Here is a 19,287-nt window from a genome sequence, read left to right as displayed (position 1 = left end):
GCAGGGCCGCCCGGGCCAGCGCCTCGTCCGGGTCGTCGCCCCGCTCGCGCGCCGCCCGTGCGGTCAACCGGTCGGCCTCCGCGCGGAGTTCGGCGGCGTGCTGCTCGGCACGGGCCTGCTGACGGGCGAGGTTCTTCGCCTCCCGCTCGGCTTGTCGCGCGGTGTTCGCGGTCGACTCTGCCTGCACCTCGGTGAGGGACCGGGCGCCGGTGATCCGCGCGACATCGTCGTCGAAGATGTCGCCCCGCCCGATGATGTGCCGCGAGGCGTCCACGCCCGCGTCCTCCATCAGCCGGAAGATCTGCCTCCGCTGGTGCGGCAGCGCCAGCGAGACGACCGTGCCGGACTCGCCGGCACGGGCCGTACGCCCGCTGCGGTGCAGGTAGTCCTTGTGGTCGCCGGCCGGGTCGACGTTCAGCACGAGGTCGATGTTGTCCACGTGGATACCGCGGGCCGCGACGTCCGTGGCGACGAGGGCGCTGACCTGACCCTCCTTGAAGTCCGCGAGGGTCCGCGTACGCGCGCCCTGGGTCATGCCGCCGTGCAGCGCGTCCGCCTTCACCCCGGACTCGCGCAGCTGCTCCGCGACCCGGTCGGCGCCCAGCTGGGTGCGGACGAAGATGATCGTACGTCCCTTGCGCGCCGCGATGGCCGCCGTGACCGGCGTCTTGTCCCGCGGCTTCACCACGAGCACGTGGTGCGTCATGGTGCTCACGGCGCCCTGCGCGGCATCCACCTCGTGACTGACCGGGTCGACGAGATAACGCTCGACCAGGCTGCCGATCTCCTTCTCCATGGTCGCGGAGAAGAGCATCCGCTGGCCGCCCTCGGGCACCAGGTCGAGCAGCTCCGTGACCTCCGGCAGGAAGCCCAGGTCGGACATCTGGTCGGCCTCGTCGAGCACGGCGACCTCGACGTCGTCCAGCGCGCAGGAGCCGCGGTTGATCAGGTCACGCAACCGGCCCGGCGTGGCGACGAGGACGTCGACGCCCTTGTCCAGGGCGTAGATCTGGTTGCTCATCGAGGTGCCGCCGCAGACGACCTTGAACTTCAGCCCCAGCGTGTCGCCGTACGGCTGCAGCGCGTCGGACACCTGCATCGCCAACTCCCGGGTCGGCGTGAGGATCAGCCCTCGCGGCCGGCGCTTGGCGGTGCTGCCGCCGACCAGCCGGGTCAGCAGCGGCAGCCCGAACGAGAGGGTCTTGCCGGAGCCGGTACGCCCACGGCCGAGGATGTCCTTCCCCGCGAGCGCGTCCGGGATGGTGGCGGCCTGGATGGGGAACGGCGTGGTGACGCCGTTCTGCGCGAGCTTGGCTACGAGCTGCTCGGCGAGCCCGAGATCGGCGAACGTGACGGTCGGCGCGTCGTCCTCGGTGGCGAGGATGGCGGCGTCAGGGGCAGAAACGGACATGCGAAACGTGAACCTTCCGGAGTCATCGGCACGCGCCCACAACTCCGTGTTGCACACACGATCGCCTCAACTGCGATCAAGCCACGGCTGGAAAGGAACGCGCCACACGGCGCGCTCAAACCGGGCGCCGGGCAAGTGGGATCAAACGATCTACCACCATACGCACCCCAGGGTGGGTAGCGCAAACCGCGCCCGCCCCCACCTGCCGGAACGTTCGCCTGCCGGGCTCCACCCGCCACCCGCCGCCCGTCGCCGTCAACCCGCCAGCCACCGTACCGAGATGAGCCCCAGTGCCGCCGCGCCCAGCCCGGCCAGCACCGAGACCAGGACGTTCGCCAGCGCGAGCCCGTTCCGCCCGCGCTCACACAGCCGCAGTGTCTCGTACGAGAAGGTGGAGTACGTCGTGAACGCCCCGCACAGGCCCGTGCCCAGCAGCGACCGTACGGCCGGACTGACCGCCCCGGCATCCGCGGCACCGACGAGGGCGCCCAGCACGAGACAGCCCAGGACGTTCACCGCGCACGTCCCCCAGGGGAAGACCGTAAGGTGCCGGACCTGCACCGCGCGGTCCGTCGCGTACCGCAACGGCGCACCCACCGCCGCCCCGACGATCACCAGCAACCAGGTCACGCCGTGGCCCTCCGGCTCCGCGCCGCACGCCGTACCAGCCGGCGGGTGACCGTCACGCCAAGCCACACCGCGCCGAGCGCGACGAGCAGCGTACCGGCGAGGTAGCCCAGTGCCAGGCCGGCGGCACCCTCGTCGAGCAGCCCGACCACGTCGACCGCGTACGTGGAGAAGGTCGTGAAACCACCCAGCACGCCGGTGCCAAGGAACGGCCGCAGGAGCGGATGGCCACGTCGGCCGCCCTCGGTCAGCAGCACCAGGAGGACGCCGATGAGCGCGCAGCCGAGCGCGTTGGTCAGGAAGGTCGCCCAGGGGAACGACGCGGCCCGGGCGGGTAGCAGCAGCGCCAGTCCGTAGCGACCGGCCGCGCCGAGCGCGCCACCGCAGGCGAGGAGGGCGAACACCGGCCAGGCGCGGCCGCCGGCCAGCTCCGCGCGCCGCGTCGGCACGTGCAGGTCCACGTCCGGGTCAACACCCGGATCGATGTCAGGGTCCGGCACCGGTCCCATGTCCGGGTCCGGGCCGGCCGCCGGGCCCGGGCCGGCCGCCGGGTCACCGTACGGGTTCGCCCCCCGGCTCCCGTACGGTTCCGCCCGCCTCGAGACGTACGGTTCGCCGGCACCGCTCCGCTCGTCGTCGCCCCCGCTCACCCGTACCCGAGGGAGTGCAGCCGGGCGTCGTCCATACCGAAGTGGTGCGCGACCTCGTGCACCACGGTCACCTCGACCTCCCGCACGACCAGTTCTCGATCGCCGCCCTCCGCGTCGACCATCCGCATGGTCGGCCCCCGGTAGATCGTGATCCGGTCCGGCAGCACCCCGGCGTACCACTCCCCGCGGTCGGTGAGGGGCGTGCCCTCGTAGAGCCCCAGCAGTTCCGGATCCTCGGGCGGAGGCTCCTCCTCGACGAAGACCGCGACGTTGTCCATCAGTCGTGTCAGCTCCGGCGGGATGCGATCGAGCGCCTGGGACACCAGTTCCTCGAAGTCCTCGCGTGTCATCTGCAGCACCCGGCCATTGTCGTCCACCGGGCGCCCGGGGCGCATGGGCAGGCGCGTACGAGCCTCGCGCTCGCGGTCGCCGTAAGCCGACGCCGTACGAGGTGATACGCCGCATATCGTGCCAAGCGGTTCACAGCGCCCAATCGACTGTTCGTCCTCAGAACCATCATGGTTCCGCCCGCACAGGGCAGAGGGGCGGCATGGGCTCCGCGCGAGGGCAGGCGCCGCGCCCGTCAGCCCGCTCAGCTTCCGGGAGGGCACGGGCGGCCCGGCCCGGGAACCGTTTTGGCGATCCGTGTAGCTATCCCATATGCTTCTCGCGTCCCCGAGGCGCCCGAGGGCGCCCAGGTGGGCCATCAGCCCTCATCGTCTAGTGGCCCAGGACGCCGCCCTTTCAAGGCGGTAGCACGGGTTCGAATCCCGTTGGGGGCACGCACCACCTGTGCGAGACTGTTCTCGCATGCGTCACGCTTGGTCCTGTGGAGCAGTTTGGAGTGCTCGCCACCCTGTCAAGGTGGAGGCCGCGGGTTCAAATCCCGTCAGGACCGCTGTGGCTGGGTAGCTCAGTTGGTACGAGCGTCCGCCTGAAAAGCGGAAGGTCGCCGGTTCGACCCCGGCCCCAGCCACGCCCTCTGAGCAGTGTGAGCGGCCCCTGAAGACGACTCTTCGGGGGCCGTTTCCGTACGTCCGCGCCAACCCGTAGGCCAGCACGGTCAGCTCAGCCGCCGAGCCGCCGCCCCGTCGCGGTGTCGGCCGGGGTCTGGGTGAACAGCAGCACACCGGCATCAGCCACCGGCCGCAGGAGCGCGTACGTCAGCCGCCACGGCTCCGTCTCCGGCTCGACGAACGTCATTTCGACCGTGGTTGGCGGGAAGTCCGCGACCGCCCGGCACCGCCACCAGTGCGCGGCGTGCGGCCGTTCGCCGTGCAACAGCCGTACGATCTCCGCTGCTCGGGGGTCCTCCGGTACGTGGCCGACAGCGGTGCGGAAGTGCTCGTACAGGGCGCGCAACAGCGACTCGTCGCCGGTGATCCTGGCTCCCCCGGAGGGCAGGCTCGCCCATTGAAGCAGCACGTTGCGGCGCTGCCTGGGCAGATCCTCGGGGTCACCCCACAGCCGGCGGTAGGCCGGGTTGCTGGTGAGGATGTCGAGACGTTCGTCCAGAGCCAGCGTTGGCGTGGTCGGCCAGCCGTCGATGAGCATCCGTGTCCCCGGACTGATCGTCGCCCGGTCCTCGCCGGCAAGCGCGACTCCGGGGAGGTACCCGGCCAGTGCCAACGCGTGCCGGTGGGCGCCGGTGTCCATCCTCAGGGCTTGGCACACCGCGTCGATGACCTGCCGCGAGGTCGTCACCCGGCCCTGTTCCAGCCAGGTGTACCAAGCGAGGCTGACGCCGGCCAGGGTGGCGACCTCCTCGCGGCGCAGCCCGGGAGCGCGACGCCTGCCCCCGCCGGCGAGTCCGACCTCCGGAGGGGTGATGTCCGCCCGCGCCGCACGCAGATGCTCACCGAGTTCCCGGCGCAACGACTCGTCCATACCGCGATCCTATGAGCGCCGGTCACCCCAGAAACGCCCACCTGGCTACGCCCGCCGGGGGGCCGCAGGCTTGCCGTATGCCAGCAGAACAGCACGCGCCACAGATGTGGCGCCGACGGAACGACTCCTCCCGGCTGACCACACCCCGGGTCCTGATCCGCGTCTTCCTCGACCCCGGCGACCTCGAATCGAGGCTCGCCTTCTACGAGCGACTGCAGGGCGTCGAGGCGGACGGCCGGTTCACGTACGGGACTCTACGGCTCGCCATGGTGGGTGCTTTCCTCCTCATCGAGGGCGCCGAGGAGGACCTGCGTCCCTACCGCTCCACGACCGGCACGCTGCTCGTCGATGACGTGCGGCCGTACTACGAGCGGCTGGTCGCGGACGGGGCGGAAATCGTGGTGCCGTTCCAGGAGGTGCCGACCGGAGCCGCGTTCAACGTCCGTCACCCGGACGGCACGGTGGTCGAGTACGTGCACCACCGCCCCACCTCGGACGGCGACTGACGCCGACGCGCCGCGGGCGGCTTCCCGGGGGCGGCCTCGGGTCCCGCGCACTCGGAACGGTGGCACAGGCGGCTTGGTGCGCCTAGTTCCAGCTAGCTCCCGCCCACTTCGAAGAGGAGGTAGAGAAAGCCCGCGAAAAAGTGACCCGCGACGAGGTACACGAACAGTCGGAAAGCGAAGCCGCGGGGAAACCGTCCGTCTCCGCGCTCGACGCCGTGCTCCTTACCCGCCATGGGCCCTACCCTCCGAGGGAGCCTTGCGCTGTTTTGCGGCTTGCCAGGCCGAACGCCGCACGCCGCCCAGGCACAGGTCGCTGGTGGGGCTCTGCAACAGGGTGTGGACGAAGAGCAGGTCGACGCCCTCCGGCGACACCGCGGTGATCCGGTGCGGGGTGAGGCTGTCGTAGTGGGCGGAGTCGCCGGGCTGGAGCACGTGTTGGTCCTCTCCCAGCGCGAGGCCCAGCCGGCCACTCAGGACGTGCAGCCACTCCTCGCCGGTGTGGGTGCGTACGAGGTCGTCCTGCGCGTTCGGCGGCACGTGCACGCGCAGCGCCTGCATGGCTCGCTGTGGCCCGCTGGCCTGCCAGTACGTCCAGCCACCGGCTTGCAGTGACTCGACCTCGCTGGCCCGGATCACGGGGTCGTGCTCCGGGGGCGCCTCGCCGAGCAGGTCCGACACCGTGCTGCCGTACGTGCGCGCGAGCGTCAGTAGCATGGGCAGCGAGGGCTGCCGCTGCCCGGTCTCCAGCCGGGAGAGGTAGGCGGGCGACAGGTCGAGGCGCCGAGCGGCCGCCTCCAGGGTGAGACCCCGCTGCCTGCGCAGGTCACGAAGCTGTGGCGCGATGCTGGGCAGAGCCATGCCAGGCTCGCCGGTGTCTTGGCCCATGGGTCGATTGGACACACAGTCATGCCCACCAGGCAAACGAATTGCCTCTCAGGCAAAAACTCCCTCTCCTGACCAGGCCCGAGCAGGTCACCTCATTGGTTCGCCCAATAACAGTTGCCCGATGCCATGGACCAATGACGCGTCAGTGCGTTCGGATGTCCCGTGGAAGGTATCCACCCCCCACAGGGAGCGTTCCATGACCAACAGACGCCGCAGGGCCGGCACTTTCCGTACGGGAGCGGTCGCGGTGGCCGCGGTCGCGTTGCTGACCACCGGAGTCACCGGGGCCGTCGCGACCACACCGGCCGACTCCGTACGGCAGAGCACCACCGTCAGCGCCCAGGCCGAACTGCCGGACGACAGCTGGTGGGGCGTCCGGGACGGCAAGACGACCACGCCGTACAACGAGTACAACCCCGGCTACAAGTTCGGCTGCAACGGGGACCAGCGTCACAAGGGCCTTGACATCGGCGCCCCGACCGGGACCACGATCCACGCCTGGGGCTCCGGCAAGGTGGTCGGCACCGGCTACGACGACGGTGGCTACCACCGGTGGATCCAGGTCTACTTCCCGTCCATCGACATGTCGATGACGCTCGGTCACCTGCTGGACGGCTCCCAGCTGAAGGTCGGCAGCACCTTCGAGAAGGGCGACGTCTGGGCCAAGGTCGGCACCGAGGCGGACGGCCTGAACCATCCCCACGTGCACTATCGGGCCTCGAAGGGCAACCACGGCGAAGCCGCCATCGGCCCGTGCGAGGACATGGACCCGTTCGTCATCTGGGACGCGCTCGGCCTCCCCGCCTGAGCCCGCTCTCCGCGGAACCTGCCCCGCCGGACCGGTGACCCCCACCATCGGTCCGGTGCTCGCTCCGGTGATCAGGTGCCTGTCGTCCCACCGTTGGACGGCAGGCCCTTCGCGTGCGCGGCCCTTCGCGTGCGCGGCCGAGGGCTCAGCGTACGGCCGAGGGCGTGAGCGGACGGCGTACGGACGGCCCACATGCGTACGGGCCGCTCGGCTGGAGCCCTCAGCCGCGCCCCATCCGGCAGCGTACGGCCACCTCGATCAGCACCCGCTCCGGATTCGGCCGGGGCTCCCGACCGTACCGCTCCGCGTAACGCCGCTCGGCCTCCGCGATCAGCGGCGCCTCGGTGCGTACGTGCGCCCGCCCCTCCAACGTCGACCAGCGCCGCCCGGCCACCTGGCACAGCGCCACCGGCATGCCGGACGGGCCGGCGGCACGGATGTTCCGCACCTTCCGACTGCCGGCACTCGCGACGACACGGGCGAGCGCGGCGTCCGGGTCGTACGTCACGCTCACCGGCACGACATGCGGGGTGCCGTCCGGCCGGGCGGTGGTCAGGGTGGCGTAGTGCCGCTCCCGCCAGAAGGCCAACAGGGCCTCCTCGGGGTCGGACACGGCGGGGTCGGGGGGGTCAGCTGCGTCGGAGCCAGCGGCAGGATTCGGCACGACACCGAATCTAGTACGCGGAGCCCGCTCCGGCCCGCGAGGGCGCACCCCCGCGTACCCCCGCGCGCCAGCGCGCCCCTGACCGGCCGAGCCCGTGTCCGTGCCCCTGCCCCTGCCCCTGCCCCTGCCCCTGCCCCTGCCCGTACGGAAGCACGGCACGTCACTGTATGCCGGGGGTGAGCCTCGCGAGGTCCTGTGTCTCTCCCTTGTCCGCGCGGCGCATGCGCAGTTCGCCGGCCTCGTTTCCGGACCCGGGCGCGCGCAGTTCGTAGGCTCCGGCGTACGACGCGCAGCGTTCCGCCGACGGGCCCGCCTCCCGTGTCACGGCCTGCACCGTGACCGCCTCGCCCTCCGGACCGGCGCTGAGGAGCTGCCAGTCGAGCGGGCACTCGTGCGTGCTGAACCGGAACGCCCCCTGTCCGACTCGCTCGCCCTTCCGGCCCTGGGCGAGGGTCATCCTGACCGAACCCTCCGCCTGGTACTCGCGCTTCAGGAACGGCCCCTCCCACTGACCGATGTACTTCGGGGCGATGGGCCCCGCCGGGTTCGGTGCCGGGCCACCCTCGCCGTCGGAAGGGCGAGGCGAGGGTGGCGGAGCGTCGTCCTCCGGGCTGTCACTGGACTGCGTGGGGGACCGTGTCGGGTCGTTCCCGGGGTCCTTCGTGCTTGTGGAGGGCGACGGTTTCGGGCTGGTCACTGGTTTGCCCCTGGTCGGCGTGGACACCGGGGAGGCCCCCGAGTCCTTCACCGAGTCGTCCCCGTCGCTCCGTACGACGATCATCCCGCCCAGCAGCACGGCCACCGTGGCGACCGCGGCGAGGGTGACGTAGAGCCCGCGACGCCGGGGGGACGGCCGCGTACGGGAAGCCTCCGGGACCGTGCCTCCGGAGGGCGGCTCGGCGGCAGAGCCGGTGGCCCCGACCCCGTCGACCGGGCCCACGGCCCCCACGGGGCCCGCGGGACCCTCGGCCCGCGCTGGCCCGCTCTTGGATCCGAGGGCGAACGTGGCGTCGGCCGCCGGCCCGCTTCCGGTACTCCGCTCGACGTCTGGCTCGTGCCCGGGCTGTGGCTCGCGCCCGGGCTGTCGCTCCGATCTGGCTTCCGGTTCCGGCTCCGGTTCCGGTTCCGGTATGGGCTCCGGTATGGGCTCCGGCTCCAGATCGAGCAGTTCGACCGCCTGCCGGCTCATCTGTTGCAGGATCGCGCCCGGCAGCCAGCCGTCCCGTACCAGCGCCGCCGCGCCGCCGGCGTGGCCCGCCAGTTCGTTCACGAGGTCCTGCGAGGAGGGCCGAGCCTCCGGCTCCTTGGCGAGACAGCGCATGATCAACTCGCCCACGGCCTCGTCCAGTTCCTCCAGGCCCTCCACATCCGGCGCCTCATGGACGACCTGGTACAGCAGCACCGCGGAGTTCCCACCCACGAACGGCCGCAATCCGGTGGCGGCGTACGCCAGCACCGCACCCGTCGAGAACAGGTCGGCGGCCGGCCCCACCCGCTCGCCCAGAGCCTGCTCGGGCGACATGTAGCCCGGTGAGCCGAGCGAGACACCGGAAGAGGTCAGCCCCGTGGTGCCGTCGCCCGCGCGGGCGATCCCGAAGTCGATCAGCACCGGCCCGGTCGGCGTGAGCAGCACGTTGGACGGCTTCACATCCCGGTGCACCAGCCCCAGGTCGTGTACGTGCTTCAACGCCTGGCCCAGGCCCGCGCCCAACGCCCGTATCGAGGGCTCGGGCAACGAGCCGTGCTCGTAGACCGCGGCCTGCAGCGAGGGGCCCGCCACGTATCCGGTGGCCACCCAGGGCAGTTCGGCGTCCGGGTCGGCGTCCAGCACCGGAGCCGTCCACTCGCTGCCCACGCTCCGCGCGGCGTCCACCTCACGTCGGAACCGCTCCCGGAACTCCGGGTCCACGGCGATGTGCGGGTGCACCACCTTCACCGCGACGGTACGGCCGCCCGCGGAACGGGCCAGGTAGACCCGGCCCATGCCGCCGAAGCCGAGTCTGCCCAGTAGCCGGTACGAGCCGATCGACCGCGGGTCCTTCTCCTCCAGCGGCGACATGGCGCTCAACGCTTTCCCCCGCCCCTCAGTTGGGCCCAACACCACCCGGGTCCGCCACGGTACGGTCAGGCGATCCGGACTGCGTTCGCTGTCGGGCCATCTGTTTCAACTGCCGTTCTCAACTGCCGTGGCCCTGCCGTACGTACGTCGCTGTACGTACGTCGCAGCGTAACCCGGTGCTCTGTGGGCTGTCCGTGCCGGGCGCGTGTCCGCCCCGCCCGCACACCCCACACTCGACTCGATGTCAGACGCGGCCGACCGGTTCCCCACCACGGCGGAATCGGTCGGCCGGGACCGACCCGCCTCGCACGAGGCGGGACGTTACAACCACGAAGAGTCAGCGCACGGGAAGGGGACCGCACCGAACAGCGCCGACGGGTTGAGCGTTATAGACTCAAGTTGTTATAGGCTTGACTTATCAATACTTACTGAGCCGCGTTGACCGCAGCGACGACGAGGAGGAACGCAGCACCGTGGACGCCGAGCTGACCAACAAGAGCCGGGACGCCATCAGCACGGCCAACGACCGTGCCGTCCGGGACGGCCACCCCGACATCACCCCGGCACACCTGCTCCTGGCCCTGCTCGAGGGCGAGGACAACGAGAACATCCAGGACCTGCTCGCCGCCGCCGAGGCGGACCAGGCGGCCCTGCGCGCCGGCGCCGAGCGCCAGCTCGCCGCGCTGCCCAGCGTCCAGGGGTCGACCGTCGCCCGACCGCAGCCGAACCGGGCGCTGCTGGCCGTCATCGCCGACGCGACGGACCGCGCCAAGGAGCTGGGCGACGACTACGTCTCCACGGAGCACCTGCTGATCGGCCTGGCCACGAAGGGCGAGGCCACCGGCACGCTGCTCAAGGAGCAGGGCGCGGCGGACCGTAAGCTGCTGGACGCCTTCGCCGCCGCCCGTGGCAGCCAGCGCGTGACCAACGCCGACCCGGAGGGGACGTACAAGGCGCTGGAGAAGTTCGGCACGGACTTCACCGCCGCCGCCCGGGACGGCAAGCTCGACCCGGTCATCGGCCGGGACCAGGAGATCCGTCGGGTCGTGCAGGTGCTGTCGCGGCGTACGAAGAACAACCCGGTGCTCATCGGCGAGCCGGGGGTCGGGAAGACCGCGGTGGTGGAGGGCCTGGCACAGCGGATCGTGAAGGGCGACGTGCCGGAGTCGCTGAAGGACAAGCGTCTGGTCGGGCTGGACATCGGCGCGATGGTGGCCGGCGCGAAGTACCGGGGCGAGTTCGAGGAGCGGTTGAAGACCGTGCTCGCCGAGATCAAGTCGAGTGACGGGCGGGTCATCACCTTCATCGACGAGCTGCACACCGTCGTCGGCGCGGGCGCGGGCGGCGACTCCGCGATGGACGCGGGGAACATGCTCAAGCCGATGCTGGCCCGCGGCGAGCTGCGGATGGTGGGCGCCACCACGCTGGACGAGTACCGCGAACGGATCGAGAAGGACCCGGCGCTGGAGCGTCGCTTCCAGCAGGTGCTGGTGGCCGAGCCGACCGTGGGCGACTCCATCGCGATCCTGCGCGGCCTGAAGGGGCGGTACGAGGCGCACCACAAGGTGCAGATCGCGGACGGCGCGCTGGTGGCCGCCGCCGCCCTGTCCGATCGCTACATCACCTCCCGGTTCCTCCCCGACAAGGCCATCGACCTGGTGGACGAGGCGGCGTCCCGGCTTCGGATGGAGATCGACTCCTCGCCGGTCGAGATCGACGAGCTCCAGCGGGCCGTCGACCGGCTGAGGATGGAGGAGCTGGCGCTGGCCAATGAGACCGACCCGGGCTCGGTGGAGCGGCTGGCCCGGCTGCGCCGCGAGCTGGCCGATCGGGAGGAGGAGCTGCGCGGCCTCACCGCCCGCTGGGAGAAGGAGAAGCAGAGCCTCAACCAGCTGGGTGAGCTGAAGGAGCGCCTGGACGAGGCCCGTGGCCAGGCCGAACGGGCCCAGCGGGACGGCGATTTCGAGGGTGCCTCGCAGCTGTTGTACGGGGAGATCCCGGATCTGGAGCGCCGCCTCGAAGCGGCTACAGCCGCTGAGAAAGCATCCGCGGCTACCGCCGCTGAGCAGGCATCTGCGGCTACCGCCGCTGAGCAGGCATCTGCGGCTACAGCCGCTGAGCAGGCATCTGCGGCTACAGCCGCTGAGAAGGCATCTGCGGCTACAGCCGCTGAGCAGGACTCTGGGGCGACCGCCGCCGAGCAGGAGCAAGCGGCCAGCGGGGGCGCCCGGGGCTCGGCGGGCGAGAAGCCAACCATGGTCAAGGAGGAGGTCGGCCAGGACGACATCGCCGAGGTGGTCGCCTCCTGGACCGGCATTCCCGCCGGTCGGCTGCTCGAGGGCGAGACGCGGAAGCTGTTGCGGATGGAGGAGGAGCTGGGCCGCCGGCTGATCGGGCAGGCCCCGGCGGTGCGTTCCGTCTCGGACGCGGTACGCCGCACCCGGGCCGGCATCGCGGACCCGGACCGTCCCACCGGCTCGTTCCTCTTCCTCGGGCCCACGGGCGTCGGCAAGACGGAGCTGGCCAAGGCGCTGGCGGACTTCCTCTTCGACGACGAGCGGGCGATGGTCCGCATCGACATGAGCGAGTACGGCGAGAAGCACTCGGTGGCCCGCCTCGTCGGGGCCCCGCCTGGTTACGTCGGGTACGAGGAGGGCGGTCAGCTGACCGAGGCGGTGCGCCGGCGGCCGTACAGCGTGGTGCTGTTGGACGAGGTGGAGAAGGCGCACCACGAGGTCTTCGACATCCTGCTGCAGGTGCTGGACGACGGGCGGCTCACGGACGGGCAGGGGCGTACGGTCGACTTCCGCAACACCATCCTCATCCTCACCTCCAACCTCGGCAGCCAGCATCTGACGAACCCGCTGGTCAAGGAGGAGGAGCAGCAGGAGAAGGTGCTGGACGCCGTACGGGCCGCCTTCCGGCCGGAGTTCCTGAACCGGCTGGACGACGTGGTGGTCTTCTCGGCGCTCAGTCAGGAGGAACTGAGTCGGATCGCGGCGCTACAGCTGGACGGTCTCCAGCGGCGGCTGTCCGAGCGCCGGCTGGAGCTGGACGTCACCCCGGCCGCGCTGGACTGGCTGGCCCGGGAGGGCATGGATCCGGCGTACGGCGCACGGCCGTTGCGGCGGCTGGTGCAGACGGCGATCGGGGACCAGTTGGCGCGGGAGATCCTGTCCGGCGAGGTGCGGGACGGGGACACCGTGCGGGTCGACCGGGTGGAGGGCTGGGACGGCCTGAGTGTCGGCCCGGCCGAGCGGGGCTGAGCGGCGTCCCGGGGCGCTTCCCGACCGAGCGGCCCGGGCCGGTTTCCCGGCCGAGCGGCCAGGGACCGTTCCGCCGTCCCGGGCCGCTCGTGATCAGACGTGGACCGGGCGACGGACTCGGATTCCGACGGCACCGGCCAGGGCGACGACACCGATGGGTGAGCGTCCGGAGCCGGCGGCGCTCGTACGTTCTCTCGCCCGGATCAGGCGTCTCACCAGGGCGTACGCGCCCGCGCGGCGGCGGCTTCGGACATGTGCCCGCGCGCGCTTGCGTGGACCGGTCGGGGATGCGAGAGGATGGCCGAATTCCGTACTGAAGGGACCACCACGGTGAGCATCGACCCGTCCTCGATTCCGAACTTCGGGGGCCAGCAGCCCGACCCAAAGGACGAGGGCCCGGCCGGCCCCGTCGTCCCAGACCAGGACCTGGTCAAGCAGCTCCTCGACCAGATGGAGCTGAAGTACGTCGTCGATGACGAGGGTGACCTCGCAGCGCCGTGGGAGGACTTCCGCACGTACTTCATGTTCCGTGGCGAGGGCGACCAGCAGGTCTTCTCCGTCCGCACGTTCTACGACCGGCCGCATCCGATCGATGACAAGGGCAAACTGCTCGAGTCGATCGACGACTGGAACCGCCGCACTCTGTGGCCGAAGGTGTACAGCCACACGCACGACGACGGCACCGTCCGGCTGATCGGCGAGGCCCAGATGATGGTCGGCGTCGGCGTCGCGCTGGAGCACTTCGTGTCCAGCACGGTCAGCTGGGTGCGGGCCTCGATCGAGTTCGACAAGTGGCTGGTCGACCAGCTGGGCCTGGAGAAGGACGCCGAGTCCGGCGAGGACTCGGACGGCGACTCCGGTTCCGGCTCGGACGACAGCTGAGCCATCCGCCCCCGAGGGCGGATGCCCCGGTTCGCAGTCGGCGGCGCCCCCTTCCGCTTCCGTCCCGTACGGGCGGCGCGTGGGAGGGGGCGCCGCTGTGCGCGGCGGCCGTACGGGCGAGAGCCCGGGGGTCGTACCGCGAACCGGGGGCCGTACGGGCGGGGGTTCCCGGCGGCCCGCGACACCTATGGTTGGAGGGCTCGGACACGGACGATCGCTCGGGAAGGCGGCGACAGACATGGGCGCGGACACCCAGCGCGCGAACACCCCGCGGGACTGGCGACCGGCGGCGCGGGTGCGCGGCATGGCCACCTCGATCTTCACCGAGATGACCGACCTGGCCCGCCGTACCGGCGCGGTCAACCTCGGCCAGGGCGTGCCGGAGCTGGCCAGCCCGCCCGCGCTGCTGGAGGGGGTGTCGCGGGCGGTGCTGGCCGGCGAGAACCAGTACCCGCCTGCGCGGGGCGTACCGGCCCTGCGGGAGGCCGTCGCCGAGCACCAGCTGCGGCAGTACGGCCTGACCTACGACCCTGAGCGGGAGGTGCTGGTCACCACCGGAGCGACCGAGGCGCTGGCGGCGGCCGTGCTGGGGCTCTGCGACCCGGGTGACGAGATCATCGCCTTCGACCCGTGCTACGACGCGTACGCCGCCGACGCGCGCCTCGCCGGCGCCCAACTGGTGGCCGTGCCCCTCGCGGCCGGGAGCGAGGGCTTCGAGCTGGACCCGGACGCGCTGCGCGCGGCGGTCACGCCGCGCAGCCGTGTCCTGCTGCTGAACACCCCGCACAATCCCACCGGCAAGGTGTTCCGCCCGGACGAGCTGGCCGTCATCGCCGAGGTGTGCCAGCGGCACGGGCTGACCGTCGTCACCGACGAGGTGTACGAGCACCTGGTCTACGACGGCGCGCGGCACCACACCATCGCCGCGCTGCCCGGCATGCGGGAGCGCACTCTGGTGATCTCCTCGGCGGGCAAGACCTTCAACGTCACGGGCTGGAAGGTGGGTTGGCTGTGCGGCCCGACGGAACTGGTGGGCGCGGCGGCGTCCGCGAAGCAGTTCCTGACGTACGTCTCCGGGGCGCCGTACCAGGCGGCGCTGGCCAGCTCACTGGACTCGGTGTCGGAGTGGGCCGAGCGGCTGCGGAGCGAACTCGTACGCAGCCGCGACCTGTTGACGGAGGGGCTGCGCTCGGCGGGGCTGCGGCCGTACCGGGCGGACGCGGGATACTTCGTGCAGGCGGACGTACGGCCCTGGGGGCACGCGGACGGGGTGCGGTTCTGCCGTGAACTGCCGGAGCGGGCGGGGGTGGTGGCGATTCCCACCGCGGCGTTCTACCAGGGGGCGGAGGCGCCGGGGTGGCTGGTGCGCTTCTCCTTCTGCAAGCGTGGGGAGTCCGTACGGGACGCGGTGGACCGGCTGGTCCGGAGCGCGTGACGGACGTACGGAGTGGAGCGTGCGCGCCCTCCCGCAGGGGCGGTTGGCGGCCCGTGCCGAGCGAGGGCCGGCATACACGAGTCAGCGCGCTTCGGCGGTGCCACGGGGGGATTGAAGCGGGTTCCGTCGGGAACGTTCCGTTGTAGCCGCGTGTGTTCGCGGCGCCGCGGCGATGAGGTGCAGCCTCGCCGAGGTGCCACCGCACGGCGAACGACGCCGTCGCGCTCGCACGTTCACGACGCGGGGTCCGGTCAGACGAAGGGGGACGCCATGACCGCCCAGGAGTTCGTAGGCCGCCGGGTGACGCCGATCCGTGTGGCGTTCCTCCACGGCGGCCTGGACGGCCACCCGCACCGACACTGACAAGCCATCACTAACCGGTCGCGGCCCGTGTGTTATCCGGCCATGGGCGGCTTGGTTGAACAACCGAGCAGAAAGAACTCCGACGAGGTAAATACCCCGATGAACTCGGGCAAAAGCGCTGTGCCTCGGCTCTTTCCGTGATTCGGTGAGTCCACTTTCCGTTGCTTCCCGCGGAGTCGACCCATGCTCACTTCACTCAAGATCGCCTACAGCGACACCCGCGCGGCGGACCTGGCCTGGGCGCTGGGACGCGGACCACTGCCGGCGCTGGCCACGCTCGACCTGGAACTCTCCGGCGCCCGCGTGCAGTTGCGGTTACTGGGCGCCTCCCACCAGGTGCTGCTGCGGGACGGCCCGGACTCCTGCTCGGAGACTGTCGCCTGCATGCCGGGAAGCAACTCGCCACTGCCGCTCGGGGTGTCCAAGCGGATCGGCGACTGCGACTACGAGTTCGCCGCTCGGGTCGAGACGCTGTCCCCCGGCTCCTTCGCGGGACGCGCGCAGGAACTCCTCGCCCTGGTCGCCGACCACCCCAACGGCCTGGCGGGCACCTTTCCCGGCGATCCGACCGCCTTCACGGCACTGCTGGTCCAGCGGCAGGACGAGGAGGTGGCCTGGCGCACCTGGCACTCGTACCCGCAGGAGGGTCGGCTGGTGGCCACCCGTACGAGGCTGGTCCTCCAGCCTCGGGAGGCACGCGCTCTGGTGTGACCCGATGTCGTGTACGGACTTTGCTGGTTGACGCTGCAACAGGCACCGTTACACAGTGGATACGTGTCTGATACGACGACCTTCTAGGCTGAATTACGCCATGTTCAGAAGTCGCTGACGCGACGTCACCGTCATCGGTGTTTCCGCGCCAGCACGGGGCGAGACGAGGAGGACGACGTGTCAGGCGAGTACGACGTCAATGTCAGTACCGAGGCGCTCAAGGCCATCGAGGGGATCGTCGCCGACGCCTACGATCGGATGGAGACTGCGGCCACCACCATCCGCAACCAGGGTGGCCAGCTGGCCCTCTCGTATGTCGGCTCCGGCTCCGCGGCCGGCCAGGAGAACTACGAGAACCTGGCGGGTGCCGGCACCGCGCTGAGCAACGCGCTCGAGGGGCTCAAGGCGGACCTCAACATCACCTCCGAGCACGGCCACGAGACGGACCAGCAGGCTCAGCAGCAGATGCGCGGCGCGACGGGCCAGGGTGTCTATCAGGGCATGCGCGCCTGAGCACGACTGCTAGCGCGCAGCATCTCGTACAGCTGGCCGCACCTCTCCGGGCGGCCTGTCGGCATAAGGAGAGCACCATGGGAGCGGACGGGCACTACAAGTTCAGCGACGCGGGACTGGGCGACATCCAGAGCGTCGGTCAACAGCAGGTCGCGGTGTGCAACGAGATCTGGGGCGATGTGATGTCCAGGATCTCCGCGCTGTTCCCGGACGGCCAGATCGACGCTGGCCTCGCCGCCGTGCTGAGCGAGCGCAATGAGCAGTACCAGAAGCAGGTCCAGCAGTTCACGGATGACATGGACCTGCAGAACGTCGCGGTGGGTAACACCCGTCAGATCGCCGCGGAGGGTGGCCAGATGATGCGGAACGCCGTACGTCTGTGAGCGTTCCGCGCCATACCGGGGGGTAACCATGGAAGCGAATCAGGGCGCCGAGCACCTCAACGCCGGGGCCGCGAACGACACGCGACACCAGACTGCTGATACGGGCGGGCTCGACGCGATGCGCGACGAGTTCCTGCGGATCGCCTCGCCACGGGGCCTCTTCGGCAAGGTGCCCAACGGCGCCGGAGCCGAGGAAGCCTTGGAGCGTGCCGCCGAGGACATGCTGGCGGAGGCCGAACGGGCCGGAGTGTCCGTGGAGAACATCGTGGCCAACGCCGGGACGGTCGCAGATATCGCTGACATGACGGACGAGGAGGCCGCCATGCAGGCGCGGTTGGCAGCGGCTGAACGTCCCGGCGGCGGTGCGCAGATGCTTCTGGAGTGAGTTGTTGTGTCCGGGGATTTCCACAAGAGTGTCGACGCGATTCTCAGCGCCAACGGCTACGCCATGAAGGCCGCGGCCGGCGCCTGGGCGGCGCTGGCGGGATCGGCCACCCGCAGCGGTGACGAACTCCGCGGCGTCGCGGAAAGCACCGCGGCGGAACCAGGCGTGGGGCTGCCGGAGCTCGCTGACCGACTGGATCAGGTCGGCGGCTGGGGCACCGGGGCCGCGTCACTGGCGATGACCATCAGTAGCCAGCTTCGGAAAGCCGGCGATGCCTCATCCAAGGCCGCGGAGCGTGCCCACAGCCTGCTGGCGGAGTACGAGGCGGAAGAGGCGGCAAGCGCGGAGAAGGGGGACGACGCCGCCTCCGGTGGGAGCGTCGCCCCTGTCCAGGCTGACAAGGCGATCGCCATGCACGGCGGCCGGAAGGCCCAGCTCGCCAAGGAAGCGGCCGGTGAACTGGCCGGTCTGGACGCTGTCTTCGGCACGGTGCTGGGCGGGACCGCACCGTCCGCGCCCGAGGTCGGGGCCGCGTCGGGCGCCGGTTCACCGGGGGCGGCGGCCACCCACCGCGCCGGTGGCGCGGAGGGGCCCGTGGCAGGCGGCAGCGGCCCGACCGTGCTGGCGGCCAACGGAGCGACCGTGGGGGGCGGTTCATACCCGTACTCCTCGGTCGTCGGCCCGAGTGGGGGCGACTTCGCCGGCTGGGTCGAGAGTCCCAACACGGGCTACCTGGTGGACCCGGCGACCGGCCGCGAGTTCGACCCGGCGACCGGCCGTTGGATCGACCCGCTCACCGGCAAACCGTTCGGCGCGGTCACCGAGTACGCCACTCAACTCGCCGGACTCGGTGGCGGTCCCGGCGCCCTCGCTGGTCCGAGCGGCGTGAGTCTCGCCGCGCTGGGCGGCACCGCCGCGAGTGGCAGCGCACACCTGGGCGGGATGTACGGCGGCGCCGTACCGCCGAGCATCGCGAACGGCGGCGCGTCACAGGCGCGGCTGGGTCAACAGGCGTTCCAGAACATGTCCCACAAGGCTGATGTCGCCAACCGGTTCGCGACGCGGGAGGCCGCTCAGGGTGGCCGCCCCTACATGCCGCCGCCCGCCGCGGGAGCGGGCGCTGCTGGAGCGGGCGCCGGTACCCGGCGGTCCGGTACGGGCGGCGGCTCCCGGTACCTACGGGAGCAACCCAGCACCTGGCGCGCCCGGGCGGCGGACGCGAGCGCCCGGCACCGTCTCGCGGAATCGCCCGCCCCGGCCCGGCCCGCAGCCGGCACCGCCCGTCCCGTTCCCGGGCCGGCACCAGCGGCTGGAGGCGGCCGAACGGGCGGAGAGCGCCGCCGGAACAACCGGGATCGGGACCGCGACCGGAACCAGGAAGGACGTGGGCAGCCGGACGACCGGGACCCCGGTACGGAAACCCGTCGCCGTGGCCCGGGCCGTGGCGTGCTCGGCGAGTAGGCGATGAACGGAGCGGAGGCAGCATGACCGGGAGCGAAGGACTGGAGTACCTGCCCGAGGGCTACCGCGAGGGCGGACGTGGCAGCGTCAAGTCGGCGGACGCGGCGGAAGGAGCGCAGAAGTACCTGCGCGGAGTCAACGCCGTACCGGGAAGCTTCGGCGGCGCCAGCTCGTACACGGACGCGCTCAACGCGAACGCCACTCGGCAAGCCGAGGACGCGGGCCTGGCGGCGCAGGACCGGAACACCATGAGTGACGCGGATCATCAGGCGGCCGACCTCGGAGAGGAAACGGACGCGGCGGCGGCCGCGGCGCAGCGCCTCAGCGACCCAGCGGGGCACAGCGCCATCGCGCAGGGCATCACCGACGGTATGTGAGCGACAGGGGCGGG

20 protein-coding genes and 3 tRNA genes are annotated in these 19,287 nt (G+C 71.3%); 14 read left to right on the top strand and 9 right to left on the bottom strand.

Annotated features, from left to right (window positions below; all coding sequences use genetic code 11):
• The 4 genes from AN216_RS20485 to AN216_RS20470 all read right to left on the bottom strand — a co-directional run.
• Nucleotides 1–1,411, bottom strand: a 1,411-nt coding sequence (locus AN216_RS20485; RefSeq protein ID WP_070198181.1) for a DEAD/DEAH box helicase, incomplete at its 3' end; no start/stop codon positions are given.
• 255 nt (nucleotides 1,412–1,666) lie between these two features.
• Entirely contained in the window at nucleotides 1,667–2,041 is a 375-nt protein-coding gene (crcB, locus tag AN216_RS20480; RefSeq protein WP_070198180.1) for a fluoride efflux transporter CrcB, read from the bottom strand.
• Entirely contained in the window at nucleotides 2,038–2,688 is a 651-nt protein-coding gene (locus tag AN216_RS20475; RefSeq protein WP_338059272.1) for a fluoride efflux transporter FluC, read from the bottom strand. The genes crcB and AN216_RS20475 overlap by 4 nt, the downstream gene beginning before the upstream one ends.
• Nucleotides 2,685–3,047, bottom strand: coding sequence for a metallopeptidase family protein (locus AN216_RS20470; RefSeq protein WP_212732735.1), 363 nt, complete (start codon nucleotides 3,045–3,047; stop codon nucleotides 2,685–2,687). The genes AN216_RS20475 and AN216_RS20470 overlap by 4 nt, the downstream gene beginning before the upstream one ends.
• Before the next feature lie 350 nt (nucleotides 3,048–3,397).
• Here AN216_RS20470 and AN216_RS20465 point away from each other — a divergent pair.
• From AN216_RS20465 to AN216_RS20455, 3 genes are all read left to right on the top strand, one after another.
• Nucleotides 3,398–3,470: transfer RNA gene (locus tag AN216_RS20465), tRNA-Glu, on the top strand.
• A 41-nt stretch (nucleotides 3,471–3,511) separates the two neighbouring features.
• A tRNA-Asp gene (locus AN216_RS20460) sits at nucleotides 3,512–3,586 on the top strand.
• 4 nt (nucleotides 3,587–3,590) lie between these two features.
• Nucleotides 3,591–3,664: transfer RNA gene (locus AN216_RS20455), tRNA-Phe, on the top strand.
• A gap of 92 nt (nucleotides 3,665–3,756) precedes the next feature.
• Here the strand turns inward: AN216_RS20455 and AN216_RS20450 are convergent.
• Entirely contained in the window at nucleotides 3,757–4,575 is an 819-nt protein-coding gene (locus tag AN216_RS20450) for a helix-turn-helix domain-containing protein (RefSeq protein ID WP_070198179.1), read from the bottom strand.
• 77 nt (nucleotides 4,576–4,652) lie between these two features.
• Here AN216_RS20450 and AN216_RS20445 point away from each other — a divergent pair, with 77 nt between their 5' ends.
• On the top strand, nucleotides 4,653–5,081 hold the full coding sequence (locus AN216_RS20445; protein ID WP_070198178.1) for a VOC family protein: 429 nt from the start codon (nucleotides 4,653–4,655) through the stop codon (nucleotides 5,079–5,081).
• 92 nt (nucleotides 5,082–5,173) lie between these two features.
• On the opposite strand, the gene AN216_RS29380 is transcribed toward AN216_RS20445, so the two are convergent.
• Both AN216_RS29380 and AN216_RS20440 read right to left on the bottom strand, forming a co-directional pair.
• Nucleotides 5,174–5,314 carry a DUF6126 family protein gene (locus AN216_RS29380; protein WP_170843178.1) on the bottom strand — a complete coding sequence of 47 codons (141 nt, stop codon included), beginning with the start codon at nucleotides 5,312–5,314 and terminating at the stop codon, nucleotides 5,174–5,176.
• The gene (locus AN216_RS20440) at nucleotides 5,304–5,966 is read right to left on the bottom strand and encodes a helix-turn-helix domain-containing protein (protein ID WP_070198177.1); all 663 of its coding nucleotides are present in this window, start codon (nucleotides 5,964–5,966) and stop codon (nucleotides 5,304–5,306) included. The genes AN216_RS29380 and AN216_RS20440 overlap by 11 nt, the downstream gene beginning before the upstream one ends.
• A gap of 196 nt (nucleotides 5,967–6,162) precedes the next feature.
• Here AN216_RS20440 and AN216_RS20435 point away from each other — a divergent pair, with 196 nt between their 5' ends.
• Nucleotides 6,163–6,774, top strand: a complete 612-nt coding sequence (locus AN216_RS20435; protein ID WP_070198176.1) for a M23 family metallopeptidase — start codon at nucleotides 6,163–6,165, stop codon at nucleotides 6,772–6,774.
• Nucleotides 6,775–6,994: 220 nt separating this feature from the next.
• Here the strand turns inward: AN216_RS20435 and AN216_RS20430 are convergent, their stop codons facing one another.
• Both AN216_RS20430 and AN216_RS28315 read right to left on the bottom strand, forming a co-directional pair.
• Complete coding sequence (locus AN216_RS20430; protein WP_420855778.1) at nucleotides 6,995–7,438, bottom strand: pyridoxamine 5'-phosphate oxidase family protein; 444 nt, start codon at nucleotides 7,436–7,438, stop codon at nucleotides 6,995–6,997.
• Between the two features lie 160 nt (nucleotides 7,439–7,598).
• A complete protein-coding gene (locus AN216_RS28315; RefSeq protein WP_070198174.1) occupies nucleotides 7,599–9,497 on the bottom strand; it encodes a serine/threonine-protein kinase in 1,899 nt (632 codons plus the stop codon).
• A 473-nt stretch (nucleotides 9,498–9,970) separates the two neighbouring features.
• Between AN216_RS28315 and AN216_RS20420 the strand changes: the two genes are divergently transcribed.
• The 9 genes from AN216_RS20420 (at nucleotide 9,971) to AN216_RS20380 (ending at nucleotide 19,273) form a co-directional block, all read left to right on the top strand.
• A complete protein-coding gene (locus AN216_RS20420) occupies nucleotides 9,971–12,763 on the top strand; it encodes an ATP-dependent Clp protease ATP-binding subunit (protein WP_070198173.1) in 2,793 nt (930 codons plus the stop codon).
• 330 nt (nucleotides 12,764–13,093) lie between these two features.
• Complete coding sequence (locus tag AN216_RS20415; protein WP_070198215.1) at nucleotides 13,094–13,645, top strand: YbjN domain-containing protein; 552 nt, start codon at nucleotides 13,094–13,096, stop codon at nucleotides 13,643–13,645.
• A gap of 238 nt (nucleotides 13,646–13,883) precedes the next feature.
• Nucleotides 13,884–15,080 (top strand): aminotransferase class I/II-fold pyridoxal phosphate-dependent enzyme, encoded by a 1,197-nt coding sequence (locus AN216_RS20410; protein WP_070198172.1) that lies wholly within the window; start codon nucleotides 13,884–13,886, stop codon nucleotides 15,078–15,080.
• A gap of 546 nt (nucleotides 15,081–15,626) precedes the next feature.
• Entirely contained in the window at nucleotides 15,627–16,154 is a 528-nt protein-coding gene (locus tag AN216_RS20405) for a DUF2617 family protein (RefSeq protein ID WP_070198171.1), read from the top strand.
• 177 nt (nucleotides 16,155–16,331) lie between these two features.
• The gene (locus tag AN216_RS20400; RefSeq protein ID WP_070198170.1) at nucleotides 16,332–16,667 is read left to right on the top strand and encodes a WXG100 family type VII secretion target; all 336 of its coding nucleotides are present in this window, start codon (nucleotides 16,332–16,334) and stop codon (nucleotides 16,665–16,667) included.
• A gap of 77 nt (nucleotides 16,668–16,744) precedes the next feature.
• Nucleotides 16,745–17,050, top strand: a complete 306-nt coding sequence (locus tag AN216_RS20395) for a hypothetical protein (protein WP_070198169.1) — start codon at nucleotides 16,745–16,747, stop codon at nucleotides 17,048–17,050.
• A gap of 28 nt (nucleotides 17,051–17,078) precedes the next feature.
• Nucleotides 17,079–17,435 (top strand): hypothetical protein, encoded by a 357-nt coding sequence (locus tag AN216_RS20390; RefSeq protein ID WP_070198168.1) that lies wholly within the window; start codon nucleotides 17,079–17,081, stop codon nucleotides 17,433–17,435.
• 6 nt (nucleotides 17,436–17,441) lie between these two features.
• Nucleotides 17,442–18,896, top strand: coding sequence for a hypothetical protein (locus AN216_RS20385; protein ID WP_070198167.1), 1,455 nt, complete (start codon nucleotides 17,442–17,444; stop codon nucleotides 18,894–18,896).
• Between the two features lie 23 nt (nucleotides 18,897–18,919).
• On the top strand, nucleotides 18,920–19,273 hold the full coding sequence (locus AN216_RS20380; RefSeq protein ID WP_070198166.1) for a hypothetical protein: 354 nt from the start codon (nucleotides 18,920–18,922) through the stop codon (nucleotides 19,271–19,273).
• The last annotated feature ends 14 nt before the right edge of the window (nucleotides 19,274–19,287 follow it).

This window comes from Streptomyces oceani (assembly GCF_001751245.1).
Classification (GTDB): Bacteria; Actinomycetota; Actinomycetes; order Streptomycetales; family Streptomycetaceae; genus Streptomyces; species Streptomyces oceani.
Note: the sequence above shows the minus strand (reverse complement) of the source record. Positions and strands in the feature narration are given on the sequence as shown.

Bases quoted from the DNA above. Each gene is read 5' to 3' on its own strand.
- AN216_RS20450 (WP_070198179.1), bottom strand. From the start codon at position 4,575: ATGGACGAGTCGTTGCGCCGGGAACTCGGTGAGCATCTGCGTGCGGCG.
- AN216_RS20445 (WP_070198178.1), top strand. From the start codon at position 4,653: ATGCCAGCAGAACAGCACGCGCCACAGATGTGGCGCCGACGGAACGAC.
- AN216_RS29380 (WP_170843178.1), bottom strand. From the start codon at position 5,314: ATGGCGGGTAAGGAGCACGGCGTCGAGCGCGGAGACGGACGGTTTCCC.
- AN216_RS20440 (WP_070198177.1), bottom strand. From the start codon at position 5,966: ATGGGCCAAGACACCGGCGAGCCTGGCATGGCTCTGCCCAGCATCGCG.
- AN216_RS20435 (WP_070198176.1), top strand. From the start codon at position 6,163: ATGACCAACAGACGCCGCAGGGCCGGCACTTTCCGTACGGGAGCGGTC.
- AN216_RS28315 (WP_070198174.1), bottom strand. From the start codon at position 9,497: ATGTCGCCGCTGGAGGAGAAGGACCCGCGGTCGATCGGCTCGTACCGG.
- AN216_RS20410 (WP_070198172.1), top strand. From the start codon at position 13,884: ATGGGCGCGGACACCCAGCGCGCGAACACCCCGCGGGACTGGCGACCG.
- AN216_RS20405 (WP_070198171.1), top strand. From the start codon at position 15,627: ATGCTCACTTCACTCAAGATCGCCTACAGCGACACCCGCGCGGCGGAC.
- AN216_RS20395 (WP_070198169.1), top strand. From the start codon at position 16,745: ATGGGAGCGGACGGGCACTACAAGTTCAGCGACGCGGGACTGGGCGAC.
- AN216_RS20390 (WP_070198168.1), top strand. From the start codon at position 17,079: ATGGAAGCGAATCAGGGCGCCGAGCACCTCAACGCCGGGGCCGCGAAC.
- AN216_RS20380 (WP_070198166.1), top strand. From the start codon at position 18,920: ATGACCGGGAGCGAAGGACTGGAGTACCTGCCCGAGGGCTACCGCGAG.